Genomic DNA, 15805 nt, shown 5'->3' with positions numbered 1-15805 from the left:
AACAGTATGGCCCACGCCCCGCCCCGCCCCAGGAGGACAAGCATGCCGTTCGACACCATCGGCTACGAGGTTGACGGGCATACGGCCACCATCACCCTGAACCGCCCCGCTGCCCTCAACGCGCTCAGCCCGCACATGATCACCGAACTGCGCGCCGCCTACGAGGAGGCCGAGAACGACGACAAGGTCTGGCTGCTCATCGTCACCGGAACCGGTCGCGCCTTCTGCACCGGCGCCGATGTCAAAGCGATTCCCGGCGACGGCAAGGTGGTCAACGAACGGCCGTACCTGTCGACCTACGAACAATGGGAGGCTCCGCAGGAAGGCACACCACCCTTCCGCAGCATGACCAAACCGATCCTCGCCGCGATCAACGGAATATGTTGCGGCGCGGGACTGGACTGGGTCACGACCGGCGATATCGTCATCGCCTCCGAGCGCGCGACCTTCTTCGACCCGCACGTCAGCATCGGACTCGTCGCGGGGCGCGAAGTCGTCCGCCTGGCCCGCGTGCTGCCACGGTCGGTGGCCCTGCGCATGGCGCTGATGGGCAAGCACGAGCGCATGAGCGCCCAGCGGGCCTACGAGCTGGGCATGGTCACCGAGGTGGTGGAGCACGAGCGCCTGCTCGAGCGGGCCCACGAGATCGGCGACATCCTCAACTCCAATGCCCCCCTCGCGGTCCGGGGCACCAGGCTGGCCATCGTCAAGGGACTCGATGTGCCACTGCACGAGGCCGAGATGCTGGCCGAGTCGTTCCGCGAACGAGTGACCCGCACCGAGGACGCGCTCGAGGGACCTCGGGCGTTCGTCGAAAAGCGGACCCCGGATTGGCAGTGCCGATGAACGCCGAAGTGCCGACGAATTCGGAATCGCCGTCGAGCTCCGACGCCGCGACGCACTCCGAGTACCGCACCATCCTGCTCGACGTGGACAGCACGGACCGCGTTGCCACCCTCACCCTGAACCGTCCGGAGCGGCTCAACGCGTTCGATCGCACCATGTGCGAAGAGGTGCGCGACGCCTGGCGCCGGATCAGGCTCGACGACTCGGTCAACGCGGTCGTCCTGCGTGCGGCAGGTTCGCGCGCCTTCAGCGCGGGACTCGATGTGAAGGTCCCCTACGGTCAGCCCGCCGGAATCTGGCATCACGAGGATCCCGGCGAGGCGTTGAGCCCGAAGTGGCAGAAGATGTGGAAGCCGGTGGTGTGCGCGGTCCACGGGATGTGCACGGCCGGCGCGTTCTACTTCGTCAACGAGTCGGATGTGGTGATCTGCTCGGAGGAGGCCACCTTCTTCGACTCCCACGTCTCGGCCGGACTCGTCTGCGCTCTCGAGCCGATCGGGCTCATGCGCCGGGTGGGGCTCGGCGAGACGCTGCGCATCGCGCTGATGGGCAACGACGAACGCGTGGGCGCCGAGACGGCGCTTCGGATCGGCCTGGTGTCGGAAGTCGTCGCACGCGAACAGCTCTGGTCCCGCGCGCACGCCATCGCCGCCACCATCGCGGCCAAACCGCCCACGGCCACGCAGGGCACCGTCAAAGCGATCTGGGAATCGCTGGACAAGCCTTACCGGGCCGCGCTCGACCACGGCCTCATCTACACCCGTCTGGGCAATCCGCTCGCCAAGGCGGAACTGGCTGCCGCGGCGGACGACAGGCGACTTCCCACCGAACCGAGGATCCGTTGATGACCGAGACCCATGACCATCCGCTGAGCAGGCGCATCGCCCACGTCCTCGATCTCTCGCCGGATTCGCGCGCTGTCGAATTCGACGGCAGCTGGCGCACCTGGGGGGAGATCTCCGGGGCAGCGCACCGGATTCGCGGACAGGTGGCGACGCCGTGCCAGGTGGGCATCCTGTTGCGCAATCGCCCCGAACACGTGGCGGCGTTCCTGGGCGTACTGCTCGCCGGCGGCACCGTCGTCGTGATCAATCCCGCACGCGGCGACGACCGCACGCGATCCGATATCGCCGCGCTGGGGCTGCCGATGATCATCGGCGGGCCCGACGATCTGGCATCACTGGTCGCACCGGACGCCGCGGCCCTGACGATCACGGACTTGCACTCCGCGCCGATCCCGAGCGGACCCGCGCGGGACGCGGGCACACCGATGCCTGGAGTAGCCGTCCGGATGCTGACCAGCGGAACCACCGGGCCGCCCAAACGGATCGACATCACCTACGACATGCTGGCCCGCAGTGTGATGGGCACGGATCCCGAGCACGCGACAGCGCCGGCCGCTCCCCGCCGCGGCGTCGCGATCGTCAACGCGCCCTTGGTCCATATCGGTGGCGTCTTCCGCATCCTGCAGTGCGTGACCGAAGCCAGGCCGTTCGTCTTCCTGCCGCGATTCGAGCTTCGGCGCTGGGCGGATGCGGTACGTACGCATCGTCCGGGTGCGGTGTCGCTGGTACCGGCGGCCCTGCGGATGGTGCTGCATTCGGACCTGAGCAAGGAGGATCTGGACAGCATCCGGGTGGTCACCTCGGGGACCGCCCCGCTCTCGGCCGCCGACGCCGACGCCTTCCAGGAGAAGTTCGGCATTCCGGTCCTCACCTCCTATGCGGCCACCGAATTCGGCGGCGGAGTCGCGGGCTGGACGCTTCCCGACCATCAACGGTTCTGGAACACCAAGCGCGGCAGCGTCGGCCGCGCGAGCGGAGGCGCGAGCCTGCGCGTGGTCGGCGACGACGGCACGGTACTCGGCGCGGACGAGCCCGGTCTGCTCGAGGTGAAACCCGGTCAGCTCGGGCCGAACGCGGACTGGATACGCACGACAGACATCGCCCGGATCGACGCCGACGGATTCCTGTGGATTCTGGGACGCGCCGACCAGGCCATCATCCGGGGCGGTTTCAAGATCATGCCCGACGACGTGCGCGCCGCCATCGAGGAGCATCCCGCCGTTCGCGGCGCCGCCGTCGTCGCCCGGCCCGACGAGCGTCTCGGCGAGACACCGGTGGCGATGGTCGAGTTGCGCGCGGACCGCCGATTCGACGTCGGCGAACTGGTCGAGTACCTGGGCACGCGCTTGGCCCGCTACGAGATTCCCACCGACATCGCCGTCGTGGACGCGATTCCACGCACCCCGTCGGGCAAGGCGGACCTGTCCGCGGTCCGACGGCACTTCGGCGTCGTCACCACATCCGCCCCGAGGCGTTCATGACCGCCGGCGCACTCACCGTCGCACGAATACTGCGCGAACAGGCCGAGGCTCGTCCCGGACAGCCGCTGCTCGTCTGCGACGACGAGCGCCTCGACTACGCCTCCGCGCAGCGGCGCTCGGCCCGGTTGGCGCGCGGACTCATCGCCCTCGGCGCCGGTAAAGGCACACACGTCGGTCTGCTCTATCCCAACGGAGTCGACTTCGTCGTCGGCGCCCTCGCGGCGGCACGCATCGGCGCGGTGGTGGTGCCTTTCTCGACCTTCGCGACGGCCCGCGAGATACGTCAGCAACTCGTCGACGCCGATATTCGAATTCTCCTGGCCGCCGCGAGTTTTCGCTCACACGACTACGTCGATCGGCTGACCGAGGTGCTCAGCGCCTCGAAGTTCGGCACGGGCGGACGTCTGCTGTGCAGCGGCGTACCGCAACTGCGCCACCTAGCCATCAGCTACGGCGACGGCACCGGCCGCCGGGTCCGCGATATCGCGGGTCTGGACCAGCTGGCGAACGCGGTCGACGAGGCGCTGCTCGAGGCCATGGACGACGATGTCGACGGTTCCGATTCGCTCGCCATCATCTATACCTCCGGGACCACCAGCGCCCCCAAGGGCGTCGTGCACACTCATGGCGCACTGCTGGCACATCAGCGCGAGCTCAACGGCATCCGCGGCTTGACCGAGTCGGACGTGTTGTTCTGCAACTCGCCGTTCTTCTGGATCGGCGGATTCGCCTTCGGCCTGCTCTCGACCCTGGTGGCCGGCTCGACGCTGGTCTGCTCGAATGCGGACCCACAGACGGCACTCGATCTGCTGGAGGCCGAGAAACCGACCGTTGCCAACGGATTCGCCGCGTCGATCGCGCACCTCACCCGGGACCCGAGTTTCGCGGAACGCGATCTGTCCAGCATCCGGCGCGGCAACCTGTACGCGATCATGCCCGAGGAACTGCGCCCCAGCGATCCCGAACTGCGCCACAACATGCTCGGGATCACCGAGGGGGGCGGCGTGGTGCTCTTGAGCGGGGACGAGAGTGACCAGCCCGAACACCGGCGCGGGTCGTTCGGGAAACCGGCTCCCGGCTTCGGGATCCGCGTCGTCGACCCCGACGCGGGCGTCGAGGTGCCGTGCGGAGAGATCGGTGAGTTGTGCATTCGGGGGCCGTATGTCATGCAGGGTTATCACAAACGCAGCCGTGAGGAGTGCTTCGATCCGGACGGCTGGTTCCACACCGGCGACCTGGTCCGCGTCGACGGCGACGGATTCGTCTACTACCTCGGCCGACAAGGATCGATGATCAAGACCGCGGGTGCGAACGTCTCTCCCGCCGAAGTCGAGAAGGCCATCACCAGGATCACCGATTCCGCCGCGCATGTGATCGGGCTCCCCGATCCGGACCGCGGGCAAGTCGTCGCCGCCGTGCTCGTGACGGCCGATGCAGCCGCTGTCGACGCCGACGACCTGCGGGAGAGACTGAAGAGCGAGTTGTCGGCGTACAAGATACCCAAGCGATTCGTCTCCGTCACCGCTTCCGATGTCCCCCTGCTGTCCAGCGGCAAGATCGATGTCCAACGACTCGGAAAGTTGTTCGATGCCTGAGAAAGTCGCGACGTTCACGCGCACCGTCGATGAACTGGTACGCCGGCGCGCCGTCCACGACGGGCCGACGCCCGCGGTGATCGATCCGGCCGATCGCATGACCTACGCCGAACTCGACACCACGACGATCCGGCTGGCAGCGTCGTTCGTGGAGGCCGGTATCGGTAAAGGAACTCGCGTCGGCCTGATCATGCCCAACGGGATCGAATGGGTACGCATCGCGGTCGCGCTCACCCGCATCGGCGCTGTGCTCGTGCCGCTGAGTACCCTCCTGAAGACGCCCGAACTGATCCCGCAGCTGCGGGTGGCCGCCGTGGAATACCTGATCGCGACCGAAGAATTCCGTGGCCATCGCTATCACGACGGGTTGCACCGCAGCCTCGGTCTGCCCGCTGTCGCCGGTGGGCCGATCCACCATCCCGAGTTGCCCGCGCTGCGACGGATCTGGACTGTCGAGCAGGCGACCTCGCTTCCCGTCGGCGAGGAAGCGGTCGAGGTTGCTGTGCACTCGGCCCGCACAGTCACCGCCGCCGATCCGCTGGTCATCATGTTCACCTCGGGTAGTCGCGGCACGCCCAAAGGGGTGATCCACTCGCACGGTAGCGCCTTCGGCGCGGTCCGCTCCGGGCTACGCGCCCGCTGCATCGACGGTGACACCCGGTTGTATCTGCCGATGCCCTTCTTCTGGGTCGGGGGTTTCGGTGGTGGCGTGCTGTCGGCGCTGCTGGCCGGAGCGACACTGGTGACCGAAGAGCTACCCCGGCCGGAGACCACACTCCGATTGCTGGAGCGTGAACGAGTCACCTTGTTCCGCGGCTGGCCCGACCAGGCCGAAGCCTTGGCGCGCCAGGTGGAGACGGTCGGCGCCGACCTCTCCGCGCTGCGGCCGGGCAGTCTGGACGCGCTGCTGCCTGCCGCGCACCGCGCCCGCCCCGGCGCCCGCGCCAACCTGTTCGGCATGACCGAATCCTTCGGGCCCTATTGCGGGTACCCCGCCGACACCGACATGCCCGGCTCCGCGGCGGGCAGCTGCGGTCGGCCGTTCGACGGCATGCAAGTGCGCATCACCGATCCTGCCTGCGGGACACCCGTACCCGAGGGATCGATCGGGGAGATCCAGCTCCGCGGTCCGCACATCCTGCGCGGGATGTGCCGGCGAACCCGGGAGGACTTGCTGACGGCGGATGGCTACTACCGCACCGGTGACCTCGGACGGCTCGATGCCGCCGGATTCCTGTTCTATCACGGCCGTTCCGACGACATGGTCAAGATCAGCGGTGCGACGGTGTACCCGAGCGAGGTGGAGAAGGCGTTGCGCGGTGTCGACGGGGTGACCGGCGCCTTCGTCACCGACGTCGACCTCGGCCGCGGCGCTCAGGTGGCGGCCGCCGTGGTGTGCTCCGGATCCGCTTCCGCGCGGGATCTGCGTGCCGCGGTGCGCGAGTCGCTCAGTTCGTTCAAGATTCCGACCGTCTGGCTGCTGCTCGACTCCGACGAGAGCATTCCCCGTGGCTCGACCGGGAAGGTCGACATCGTCGCTCTACGCGATCTGTTGTCCCGCAAAGGTCATGCGGCCGAATCGACGTCCGAGTGAAGCGGATGTGAGTCGCAACACCTGGGCGAATTCCATTCACCGCCATATACTGAAAGTATTACAGTAATGGTTTCGTATCGAACTCCGATACCGCGGCGACGAAGTGAGCGGACATGATGACATCCCTTCGAGAGATCAGCGGACTCCTCGACCACATCGGATTCCGCAAGGAATTCGATGCCGAGGGTTCGCTGGTCTGGGAACTTCCGGTCGCACCCCACGTGGTCAACACCTCCGGTGGACTACAGGGCGGGTTGATCGCGACACTCGCCGATATCGCGGCGGGCACCCTGGCCCTGGAGACCCGGCCCCCGAACGCGGGTGTGGTCACCTCGGATCTCAGCGTCCGGTACTTCCGTCCGATCACCGGCGGCGTGGCGCGCGCGGTGAGCAGGATCGTGCACGCCGGCAAACGGTCCATCGTCGTCCAGGTCGAAGTGCTCAGCGCGCCGGACGACACGCTGGCCGCGCTCGCCACGGTCAACTTCGCGACCGTGGATTTCGCGACGGACGGCTCGGTATCGGCGAACTCCTAGCCGAGCCACACCGACGCGTCGGCCCGATCCTCAGGGATCGGGCCGACGTCGTTCCTCGTCCCGAGAAGGACGTCATCCCCGGTGATACAACGCTGCTACCGCGTCCGTCCTCGCCTTCAAGGCCGCGTTGCGCGGAAGGTCGTCGACGACGGCTATCGCGACGGGCACATGGTGCGCGGGCAGCCGGTCTCGCACGAGTTCGAGCAATTCCGACTCCGACGGCAGCGGCATTCCGCGACGCGGCTGCACCGCCGCGAAAGGCACCTGCCCCAGTCTGCGATCGGTGACGCCGACGACGCAGGCATCCCGGACCGCGGGATGGGTGAGCAGCGCGGCGCGCACGGTCTCCGGCAGAATCTTGAAACCACCGCGATTGATCGCGCCATCGGCCCTTCCGTGCACCGTGACGAAGCCGTCGACGTCGACCGACGCGACGTCGGTGGTGCGCACCCAGGTCGAGCCGAGCGCGGCCACCTCGGCCTCCAGCAGTCCCGGTGTACCGGCGCCCACCTCCGCTCCGGTCTCGGCGTCGACGATGCGCACGCGCACACCCGGTAGCGGTTTCCCGACGCTGCCCGCCTTCTCCACACCGAATCGCTCGTGCAGTTCCGGCGTCCACGCGCAGACCGAACCCGCGAACTCCGTCGCACCGTAGGCCCACAGCAAGGGGATGCCGTAGCGGCGCTCGAATTCCGCGCGCAGTTCCGGTTCCAGCGGACCGGAGCCGCCGGGCAGATACTCCAGTGAGGCCAGGTCTTCGGGCGGCACGTCGGCTTCCAACAGCATGCGCACGATCGTCGGTTGCACGCCGGCGCGCGGGATCCGATAGGTCTTGACCGCGTGCACCCATTCTTCGACGGTGAACCGCTCGAGCAAGATCATCCGCTTGCCGAGGAACGGCGCGGCGAGCAATTGGCAGATGCCGATGCTGCCGAAAGGCCAGTACACCAACTCCGGCGGATCGTCCGGGTCCGCCTCGGTCACGCCGCCGGTCATGGTGCGGACCGTGTGCTCCAGGGCGGCCAGCGGAATCGGCACCCGCTTGGGCGGTCCGGTGGTTCCGCTGGTCAGGATGTGCAGACCGGGCACGGCCGGCACCGCGCGCGCGTCCCGAACCTTCGACAGGTCGCCGGTCACGATCGTCTCGACCGCCGGCGTATCCATCGCCACGGCGATTCCCGCGCTGCCGGCCCGTGCGCATGCGGACACGACCGGAGCCGTCCAGTCCTGCCGGTCGGCGACCACCGCGCCGAGCCGCAACTGTTCGATGTCACGAGCGATGGCTGCCGGAGACTGATAGGAGTTGATCATCGCGATCGAACGGCGCTCGGTGAGGAATCCCAGGCCCGCGGCCGCATGTGGCACCCGGTTGCGCACGACGATTCCGACCGGTTCCTCCGGGCGCACGCCGACGTGTTCGAGTGCCGCCGCGATCCGATGGATATAGGCGGTCACCTCGTCGCCCGAATACCATCTCCGCTCGAATTCGATACATGGTCGTTCGCCGTAGGAAGCGAGGCCATCGGCGAGCCTCGCCACGAGCCGAGTTGCGGCGTCACGATTCTCGCCGCGCTCCGGGGTCGACATCGGATTCCCCGCTCGTTCAGGACTCGCTGGGAGCCGGTGGCCTATAGAACAGCGCGAGCTGACCCGCGCCGGCCGCGAGGCCGAGTCCAGCAGCGATGGCGAAGCCCCACCAGCCATCCACCCGGTCCGTGCCGAGAATCAGCTCATCAATGCTGGCACGCCCCGGCCCCAGGGTGGCCACGCTCACCGCGGCGACCGCGAGCACCAAGTTGTACTCCCATCCTTCACGGACGATGAAGAACCCGTTGGACCTGTGCACGGTCCAGGCGGCCACCAGCATGAGGGCGACGAAACCCGCGGCCGCGACCGGAGTGAACAAGCCGGCGGCCAGCGCGATACCCACGCCGATCTCGCTGCCCGCGGCAAGGCGCGCGTGCACGATGCCCGGCTTCATCCCGATGCCGTCGAACCAGGCGGCCGTACCCGGTATCCGTCCGCCGGCGAAGAATTTGTTGTACCCGTGCGCTGCCATGGTGAGCCCGAGACACACCCGTAGGATTAGCACTCCGGCGTCGTACGCAGTCATCGGCACGCTGCCCCATCCGGCGTGGTCCGCACGGTGCGCACAGCTCCGGAAGCCACTGCCGTATTCCATACCGCTAGCATTACAGTAATGTTAGCTATTCTCAGCGCGTGGTCAAGCGAACGCACGGAGGACACCCTCTCGCCCGCGCGAAACAACGAGCACGACGGCGGTGGATCGCCGTGAACGAGGAGGCCCTGCCATGACGAACACGTCCACCGCAGCCGATGTGGTCACCGCGGAGGATTTCCGTGAAATACTGAGCCAGACCAAGGCTTTCGTCCGAAATACCGTCATGCCGCGCGAGCGGGAGATCGCCGAGCGCAACACCATGCCGGAGGAGATCGTCGAACAGGCCAAGGCCATGGGACTGTTCGGTTACGCGATACCCCAGGAATGGGGCGGGCTCGGCCTCGATCTCGCTCAGGACGTCGAACTTGCCATGGAACTCGGATACACCACCCTCGCGTTACGTTCCCTGTTCGGCACCAACAACGGAATCGCGGGCCAGGTTCTGGTCGGCTTCGGCACCGAGGCGCAGAAGTCCCGATGGCTCGAGCACATCGCCTCGGGCGCCGTCGTGGCGTCGTTCGCACTGACCGAGGCGGGCGCGGGGTCCGATCCGGCTTCGCTGCGCACCACGGCGGTCGAGTCGGAAGCGGGCTGGATCATCAACGGCGAGAAGCGATTCATCACCAACGCGCCGGTCGCCGATCTGTTCGTCGTCTTCGCGCGCACCCGCCCGGCCGACGACAACGGCGCCGGAATCTCGGTCTTCCTGGTTCCCGCCGACACTCCCGGCGTCGAGATCGGTCCGAAGGATCGCAAGATGGGCCAAGAGGGAGCGTGGACCGCTGAGGTGTACTTCCGTGACGTCCGCGTCGGCGCGGAAGCGCTCGTAGGTGGAAACGAGGACATCGGATACCGCGCGGCCATGACTTCACTGGCCAGGGGTCGCGTCCATATCGCGGCGCTCGCCGTGGGTACCGCCCAGCGTGCCCTCGACGAATCCGTCGCCTATGCCGCGACGGCCACACAGGGCGGCACGCCCATCGGGCGGTTCCAACTGGTGCAGGCGCACCTGGCCGATATGCAGACCGGGGTGATGGCGGGCCGCGCACTGGTGCGCGACGCCGCGCGAGCATGGGTGGCCGGCGAGGACCGGCGCATCGCGCCCTCGGTGGCCAAGCTCTACTGCACCGAAATGGCCGGGCGAGTGGCCGATTCGGCGGTTCAGGTGCACGGCGGCACGGGATACATGCGCGATGTGGCCGTGGAGCGGATCTACCGGGACGTCCGGCTGCTGCGCTTGTACGAGGGCACCAGCGAGATCCAGCGGCTGATCATCGGAGGCGGTCTGGTCCGGGCTGCCGGGCGAGCCGCGAAGTAACCAGACCTCGGCACGCCACGCCCTCGGGCGGCAGCTGCGAGCAGCGCCGCCCGAGGGCGTTCCGGATCAGTGTTCGGCCACGGCCTGTTCGCGAGCCCAGCGATAGTCGGCCTTGCCCGCGGGGCTGCGGCTGATGGCAGGGCGGAAGACGACCGCCTTGGGCAGCTTGTACCGGGCGATGGATTGCGCGGCGTGTCCCACCAGCTCGTCGGCATCGGCGGTGGCGCCTTCCACGAGTTCCACCACCGCGACGACCTCCTGTCCCCAGCGCTCGCTCGGACGGCCGACCACGAGCACGTCGGCGACCGCGGGATGGGACGCGAGGGCCATCTCGACCTCCTCGGCGAAGATCTTCTCGCCGCCGGAATTGATCGTCACGGCGTCGCGGCCGAGCAGTTCGATGGTTCCGTTCTCGAGGTGACGCGCGCGATCGCCGGGCAGCACGTATCGCACTCCGTCGATGACGGGGAAGGTCGCGGCGGTCTTGGCGGGGTCGCCCTTGTAACCGAGTGGCGTGTATTGCCGTTTCGCCAGCCAGCCGAGACCTTCGTGACCGGCCTCGAGCACCGCGCTGAAGTCCTCGGAGACCACGCGGGTGTCCAAACCCGCCGAGAAGGTGCCGGTCGAGACGAAGCCCGCTGCGGAGACGTGATGCAGCTGGGTTCCCGTTTCCGACGACCCGACGCCGTCCAGCACCACCAGGCCGGGCACCGCTTCGATCCACTGCTGCTTGACCTTCGGCGTGAGCACCGCGCCGCCGTTGGCGAGCGCGGCCAGCGACGAGACATCGGCGATCTTCGATTCCACCGCGGCGAGCAGTGGCCGGGCCATGGCATCACCCACCACGATCGCGATAGCTACCCGCTCGCGCTCGATCGTCCGCACGATCTCCGCACCGTCGATGCGGTCGACCACCGGGGAGAACACGATGGACTGGCCGGTCGTCATCGCGGTCAGCACCGCCCATTGGGCCGCGCCGTGGATCAGCGGCGGCAGGAGCATGAGCTTGACGCCCGGGTTCTCGGCGGCTCGGGCACCGATCTCCTCGTAGGATCGCACCGCCGTGCCGCTGTTCACGTCGCGCCCGCCACACGCCGCCATATAGATGTCGTTCTGGCGCCACAACACGCCTTTCGGCATTCCCGTTGTGCCCCCGGTGTAGAGGACATAGAGGTCGTCGGGCGAGGGCGTCACCGGCGGCGCCACCGGTTCGGTGGAGGCGATCACCGTTTCGTAATCGACGGCGCCGTCGAGTAATTCGTTGCCCGAATCGTCGGCGATCTGGATGAGCACCCGCAGGTGGGGCAGTTCGGATCGCACTTCGGCCACTCTGGGCGCGAACGTCGCGTGATAGACCAGCGCTGTCGCGCCCGCGTCCGCGAGCAGGTGCTGGAGTTCGCTCTTGACGTAACGGTAGTTGACATTGAAGGGCGCGACGCGAGCGCGGAACGCCCCGATCATGCTCTCGACGTACTCGTTGCCGTTGTAGGCGTAGATGCCGAGCAGATCCTGGCCGACCTCGTGCTCCGCGAGCTCCGCGCGCTCGGTGTGGCAGCCCAGTCCCTGGGCGTGCAGGTAGGCGGCGAGCCGCTTGGACCGCTCGGCGATGTGAGCGTAGGTGTGCCGCCGCTCGCCCTGGATGATGAGATCCCGATCCGGCAGCGCCGCCGCAGCGGCGTCGACGGCGCCCACGAGAGTGAATTGCGCCGAATCGGATCCGGTCGCTGATGGGGACAACGTGACTCCTCGGTTGTCGGCGGCGCGCCCAGCGCACGCGCCATGGTCATAGCAGGAACAGATGGGGGCCTCGGCCCGTCGTGTAGGCCTCAGGCGGCGGGTTCTCGCCGCGGCACGTGGTTGCGCACGCGCCGGCGGTTACGCCAGCGCGCGGCCCGCAGCACCAGGTCGACGAGTTTCGCGGTCCTACGATCGAACGGTGGCGCCGCGATGCCGGTGATCGCGAACGGCAGTTCGGTCGCCGCGACAGTGCGCATATGACTGAAGGTGTCGAAACCGGTCTTTCCGTGATACGCGCCCATTCCACTGTTCCCGACACCGCCGAACGGGGCGTTCTCGGAGAACATGTGGATCGCGAATTCGTTGCGCGCGACTCCCCCACTGCGGGTGCCGTCGACGAATCGGCGGAAATCCGATCGGTCCGGACCGAACCAGTAGGCGACCAGAGGCGACGGGCGGGCGTTGACATGGTCGATGACGTCGCCGATGCTCGCGTATGGCCGAATGAGCAGGACCGGACCGAAGGTCTCCTCGGTGGCGATCCGCATGTCGTCGGTGACGTCGAGGATCAGCGTCGGCGCGATTTTCCGCGCGACCGGATCAGGCAGCGTCTCACCGGCCGGGGCGAGCGATTCGACCCGGGCTCCCCGGGCACGGGCGTCTTCCACAAGAGCGAGCACCCGCTCGTAGTTGGCCGCGTCCACAGAAGCGGTGTAGTCGTCGTTGGCCGATATCGAGGGAAACATCCCGCGCAGTTGGGCGCGCAGGGCATCGACGAAACGATCGATGCGATCCTCGGGAACGAAGACATAGTCGGGACAGACACAGACCTGGCCGCCGTTGACCATCCTGGCGCGAGCGATCCGGTTCGCGGCGCGGTCGATATCGGCGTCCGATGCGACCACCACCGGATTCTTTCCGCCGAGTTCCAGCGTGACCGGCACCAGGTTCTCGGCCGCGGCTCGCTGCACCATGCGCCCCACGCCCGTCGATCCGGTGAAGAAGAGGTGGTCGAGCGGCAGCCGGGTGAAGGCGGCGCCGACCTCGGGTCCGCCGGTCACCACGCACAGTTCGGAGGGATCGAAATACTCCGCGGCCAGTGCCCGGGTCAGTTCCGCGGTGTGCGCGGTGATCTCCGACATCTTGATCATGACCCGGTTGCCCGCCGCGAACGCCGAAGCCGCGGGCACCACGACCAACTGGAGGGGGAAATTCCACGGGCCGATGATGCCGACCACCCCGAGCGGCGAAGGCCGGACTTCGGTGCGGATGCCGTACAGACGGGAGAGCCGGCTCGCCTGCACCGGGCGCATCCACCGAGCGACGTGCGAGCGGGTGTGCTCGAACGCGGCGAGCATCCCCACGATCTCCGCGAACAGCGTGCCGGTGCGCGAACGCGTGCCGAAATCACGCGCCATCGCCTCGACGAAGTCGTCGATGTTGTCCAGGACCATGGCCAGCAGCCGGTCGATCCGATCGCGCCGGAGTTCCGCCGACGGCGGTCCGTCGCGCAGGAACGCCCGCCGTTGCAGTTCCAGGATCGCGGTCAACTCGGCAGGGTCGGTGGTAGTGCCGTGCGGCCGGGTGACCGCGACGTCCTCGGCGTGCTCTTCGGTGGTCGTGTCCATGGGCGATTGCCTCCGATGCGAAGTCAGGTCAGGTCGAACGGGCCGTCGGCGATCGCGGCGCCCAGCCCGCCGAGGTCGATGCCGAGTTCGGCGGTGGCCGTCAAGCAGGCCGCGACGTCCTTGCGCAGGAACGGCGCGGCACGTTTCTCGAATTTCGCGAAGCCACCGGTACGCCGGATCGAATCGGCAGCGATGCTGTTGCCGCTCGCCACCGACAGTGCGTCCAGCAGCTGACCCTCCTCGATGCCCAGCTGCCTACCCACCTGTGCGGCCACGGCCACCAACTGCGCGTTCGCGGCGAACAAGGCGTTGTTGACCAGCTTCACGCCCAGCGCGCTGCCCAGCGCGCCCGTCGCGATGACGGTGCTCGCATAGGCGGCCAGCACCGATCGCACGGCTTCGACCGATTCCGGCGGCCCACCGAGCAATACCGTCAGGCTACCGTTCGCGATGTCCTCGGCCGACCCGCTGACCGGGCCGTCGAGCAGGACGGGGCCGTCCGGGCGATCAGCGGCGAGATCCTTGATCGTCGATACCGCTCCGGTGGTGTGCGAGACCACCACCGCGTCGGGGCGCGCCGTCGCCAGCACGCCCTCCGGCCCGCTGAGCACCTCGCGCAATTGTTGATCGGAGAACAGGCACACGATGATCACATCGCTGGAGGCCGCCGCCTCTCGCACCGAGTCCACGACGTCCGCTCCGGCGGCCCGCAAGCGGTCCCGCACTGGTTCTCGCCGCGCGTACACGATAGTTCGATGGCCTGCTGCGACCAATCGGCCCACCATCGGCTCGCCCATCTGGCCCGCTCCCACGAACCCGACGACCTGCGACATTCGCGCACTCCTCACTCGCGATGAACCCGGTCCCGCCACCGGCGACGACGCGGCAAGCCGCGAATAGATATTCATCCAGTAACCGCAACTGTAACAGCGAGGTCATCATCCGGCGCAGCATTCTACGGCCCACGATCCACCTCTCCGAACCGGACAGCCGCCCCGAGGGCCGAACCTCCCGGCCGCCCTTGTGCCGCGGTCCACCGACGCCATATGGTTACGGCGCGTACGTCTTACCGTTGCATTTACAATATGGCATACGATACGCAATTCCGACACCGGATGCCGCTGGAACAGGACATCTTGTCCGGCTGTCCGGCACCACCGGCGATACTCGCTTTATGACAGCACGAGGAGAGCACGTGACCGGCCGACACACTGAAAAGGTGGCATTCATCACGGGCGCGGCGCGCGGGCAAGGCCGCGCTCACGCAGTGCGCTTGGCCGCCGAGGGTGCCGACATCATCGCCGTCGACATCGCGGGCCCGCTGCCCCCGGCGGTTCCCTACGATTCGGCAACCCCGCAGGATTTCGACGAGACGGTACGGCTGGTCGAAGCCACCGGCCGCAGGATCATCACCGCCACCGTCGACACCCGGGACCTGGACGGGCTGCGCAAGGCGGTGGACGACGGCGTGGCCGCGCTGGGCCGACTCGACATCATCGTCGCCAACGCGGGCATCTGCATCCCTCAAGTGTGGAACGAGATCACCCCCGAGTCGTTCCGCGACGTCATGGACATCAACGTCACCGGCACCTGGAACACGGTGGTGGCCGGGGCCCAGCACATCATCGACGGCGGCCGCGGCGGCTCGATCATCCTGATCAGCTCGGCCGCGGGTGTGAAGATGCAGCCGTTCATGGTGCATTACACGGCCAGCAAGCACGCGGTGACCGGCATGGCCCGCGCGCTGGCCGCCGAACTCGGCAAGCACAACATCCGGGTCAACAGCGTCCACCCGGGTGCGGTGAACACGCCCATGGGCAGCGGTGACATGGTCGCCGCACTCGGGCACGCGCTGGAAACCAATCAGCAACTGGCGCACATGATCACCCCGTTCCTGCCCGCGTGGGTGGCCGAGGCCGAGGATGTGGCCGCCGCGGTGAGCTGGCTGGCCGGTGACGAGTCCCGCTACATCACCGCCACCCAGATCTCGATCGATATGGGCGCCACTCAGTACTGATCTCCTGGCACCCGGAAAGGATCTAC

Annotated in this window: 13 protein-coding genes; 8 read left to right on the top strand and 5 right to left on the bottom strand. The window is 67.8% G+C overall.

Annotated features, from left to right (window positions below; all coding sequences use genetic code 11):
- Window positions 1–42: 42 nt before the first annotated feature.
- The 6 genes from NG1_RS11690 to NG1_RS11665 all read left to right on the top strand — a co-directional run bounded on the left by NG1_RS11690 (window position 43) and on the right by NG1_RS11665 (window position 6897).
- Window positions 43–846, top strand: coding sequence for an enoyl-CoA hydratase/isomerase family protein (locus NG1_RS11690; protein WP_062970063.1), 804 nt, complete (start codon window positions 43–45; stop codon window positions 844–846).
- Window positions 843–1691 (top strand): enoyl-CoA hydratase/isomerase family protein, encoded by an 849-nt coding sequence (locus NG1_RS11685; RefSeq protein ID WP_084498860.1) that lies wholly within the window; start codon window positions 843–845, stop codon window positions 1689–1691. The genes NG1_RS11690 and NG1_RS11685 overlap by 4 nt, the downstream gene beginning before the upstream one ends.
- Entirely contained in the window at window positions 1691–3172 is a 1482-nt protein-coding gene (locus NG1_RS11680; RefSeq protein ID WP_062970062.1) for a class I adenylate-forming enzyme family protein, read from the top strand. Before NG1_RS11685 ends, NG1_RS11680 begins: the two co-directional genes overlap by 1 nt.
- Window positions 3169–4767 carry a class I adenylate-forming enzyme family protein gene (locus NG1_RS11675; RefSeq protein WP_062970061.1) on the top strand — a complete coding sequence of 533 codons (1599 nt, stop codon included), beginning with the start codon at window positions 3169–3171 and terminating at the stop codon, window positions 4765–4767. Before NG1_RS11680 ends, NG1_RS11675 begins: the two co-directional genes overlap by 4 nt.
- A complete protein-coding gene (locus NG1_RS11670) occupies window positions 4760–6361 on the top strand; it encodes a class I adenylate-forming enzyme family protein (RefSeq protein ID WP_062970060.1) in 1602 nt (533 codons plus the stop codon). Before NG1_RS11675 ends, NG1_RS11670 begins: the two co-directional genes overlap by 8 nt.
- Before the next feature lie 113 nt (window positions 6362–6474).
- Window positions 6475–6897, top strand: a complete 423-nt coding sequence (locus NG1_RS11665) for a PaaI family thioesterase (RefSeq protein WP_245659865.1) — start codon at window positions 6475–6477, stop codon at window positions 6895–6897.
- A gap of 72 nt (window positions 6898–6969) precedes the next feature.
- Here NG1_RS11665 and NG1_RS11660 read toward each other — a convergent pair whose 3' ends face one another.
- Together NG1_RS11660 and NG1_RS11655 are read right to left on the bottom strand one after the other, a co-directional pair.
- The gene (locus NG1_RS11660; protein WP_062970059.1) at window positions 6970–8484 is read right to left on the bottom strand and encodes a class I adenylate-forming enzyme family protein; all 1515 of its coding nucleotides are present in this window, start codon (window positions 8482–8484) and stop codon (window positions 6970–6972) included.
- A 16-nt stretch (window positions 8485–8500) separates the two neighbouring features.
- On the bottom strand, window positions 8501–9010 hold the full coding sequence (locus NG1_RS11655) for a DoxX family protein (protein WP_062970117.1): 510 nt from the start codon (window positions 9008–9010) through the stop codon (window positions 8501–8503).
- A gap of 199 nt (window positions 9011–9209) precedes the next feature.
- Between NG1_RS11655 and NG1_RS11650 the strand changes: the two genes are divergently transcribed.
- The gene (locus NG1_RS11650; RefSeq protein ID WP_062970058.1) at window positions 9210–10397 is read left to right on the top strand and encodes an acyl-CoA dehydrogenase family protein; all 1188 of its coding nucleotides are present in this window, start codon (window positions 9210–9212) and stop codon (window positions 10395–10397) included.
- Window positions 10398–10463: 66 nt separating this feature from the next.
- Here NG1_RS11650 and NG1_RS11645 read toward each other — a convergent pair whose 3' ends face one another.
- From NG1_RS11645 to NG1_RS11635, 3 genes are all read right to left on the bottom strand, one after another.
- A complete protein-coding gene (locus NG1_RS11645) occupies window positions 10464–12134 on the bottom strand; it encodes an acyl-CoA synthetase (protein WP_084498855.1) in 1671 nt (556 codons plus the stop codon).
- An 89-nt stretch (window positions 12135–12223) separates the two neighbouring features.
- Window positions 12224–13675, bottom strand: a complete 1452-nt coding sequence (locus NG1_RS11640; RefSeq protein ID WP_062970116.1) for a coniferyl aldehyde dehydrogenase — start codon at window positions 13673–13675, stop codon at window positions 12224–12226.
- A 110-nt stretch (window positions 13676–13785) separates the two neighbouring features.
- Window positions 13786–14595 carry an NAD(P)-dependent oxidoreductase gene (locus NG1_RS11635; protein ID WP_062970056.1) on the bottom strand — a complete coding sequence of 270 codons (810 nt, stop codon included), beginning with the start codon at window positions 14593–14595 and terminating at the stop codon, window positions 13786–13788.
- 341 nt (window positions 14596–14936) lie between these two features.
- Here NG1_RS11635 and NG1_RS11630 point away from each other — a divergent pair, with 341 nt between their 5' ends.
- Window positions 14937–15779 carry a mycofactocin-coupled SDR family oxidoreductase gene (locus tag NG1_RS11630; protein ID WP_157113996.1) on the top strand — a complete coding sequence of 281 codons (843 nt, stop codon included), beginning with the start codon at window positions 14937–14939 and terminating at the stop codon, window positions 15777–15779.
- Window positions 15780–15805: the final 26 nt, after the last annotated feature.

This window comes from Nocardia gamkensis NBRC 108242 (genome assembly GCF_001612985.1).
In the GTDB taxonomy this organism is placed as follows: Bacteria; Actinomycetota; Actinomycetes; order Mycobacteriales; family Mycobacteriaceae; genus Nocardia; species Nocardia gamkensis.
The sequence above is the reverse complement of the archived record's forward strand: the minus strand, read 5'-3'. Positions and strand labels throughout refer to the sequence as shown.

Coding starts and splice junctions, on each gene's coding strand:
- NG1_RS11630 (WP_157113996.1), top strand. CDS start 14,937: ATGACAGCACGAGGAGAGCACGTGACCGGCCGACACACTGAAAAGGTG.
- NG1_RS11685 (WP_084498860.1), top strand. CDS start 843: ATGAACGCCGAAGTGCCGACGAATTCGGAATCGCCGTCGAGCTCCGAC.
- NG1_RS11665 (WP_245659865.1), top strand. CDS start 6,475: ATGATGACATCCCTTCGAGAGATCAGCGGACTCCTCGACCACATCGGA.
- NG1_RS11690 (WP_062970063.1), top strand. CDS start 43: ATGCCGTTCGACACCATCGGCTACGAGGTTGACGGGCATACGGCCACC.
- NG1_RS11635 (WP_062970056.1), bottom strand. CDS start 14,595: ATGTCGCAGGTCGTCGGGTTCGTGGGAGCGGGCCAGATGGGCGAGCCG.
- NG1_RS11655 (WP_062970117.1), bottom strand. CDS start 9,010: ATGACTGCGTACGACGCCGGAGTGCTAATCCTACGGGTGTGTCTCGGG.
- NG1_RS11660 (WP_062970059.1), bottom strand. CDS start 8,484: ATGTCGACCCCGGAGCGCGGCGAGAATCGTGACGCCGCAACTCGGCTC.
- NG1_RS11680 (WP_062970062.1), top strand. CDS start 1,691: ATGACCGAGACCCATGACCATCCGCTGAGCAGGCGCATCGCCCACGTC.
- NG1_RS11650 (WP_062970058.1), top strand. CDS start 9,210: ATGACGAACACGTCCACCGCAGCCGATGTGGTCACCGCGGAGGATTTC.
- NG1_RS11670 (WP_062970060.1), top strand. CDS start 4,760: ATGCCTGAGAAAGTCGCGACGTTCACGCGCACCGTCGATGAACTGGTA.
- NG1_RS11675 (WP_062970061.1), top strand. CDS start 3,169: ATGACCGCCGGCGCACTCACCGTCGCACGAATACTGCGCGAACAGGCC.